Source organism: Trujillonella humicola, from assembly GCF_046233715.1.
GTDB classification, from domain to species: Bacteria; Actinomycetota; Actinomycetes; order Mycobacteriales; family Geodermatophilaceae; genus Trujillonella; species Trujillonella humicola.
This window is the reverse complement of record NZ_JBJNRJ010000165.1, coordinates 1-285: the sequence shown is the minus strand read 5'-3', so window position 1 is coordinate 285 and position 285 is coordinate 1. Positions and strand designations below refer to the sequence as shown.

The 285-nt window shown below is 65.6% G+C and carries 1 pseudogene; it reads left to right on the top strand.

Annotation, left to right across the window (positions count from 1 at the left end):
• Positions 1–285, top strand: a pseudogene (locus ACK586_RS25660) (IS630 family transposase); the annotation flags it as partial.

Here is a 285-nt window from a genome sequence, read left to right as displayed (position 1 = left end):
CTCAAGCAGCGGGCGAAGATCAAGCAGATCGCGCTGTCCCGGCCGGCCGATCATGACCTGCCGTTCTCGACCTGGAGCCTGTCCAAGCTGGCCGACTTCATGGTCGCCGAGGGGGTGGTCGACGACATCTCCCACGAGGGCCTGCGTGCCCTGCTGCGTGACGAGGACGTCAGCTTTCAAGCGGTAAAGACCTTCAAGGCCAGCACCGATCCGGACTACGACGCCAAGACCGCCCGGGTGCTGGAGCTCTACGCCATCGCCGACGGCTTGGTCGCACCCGGTCCA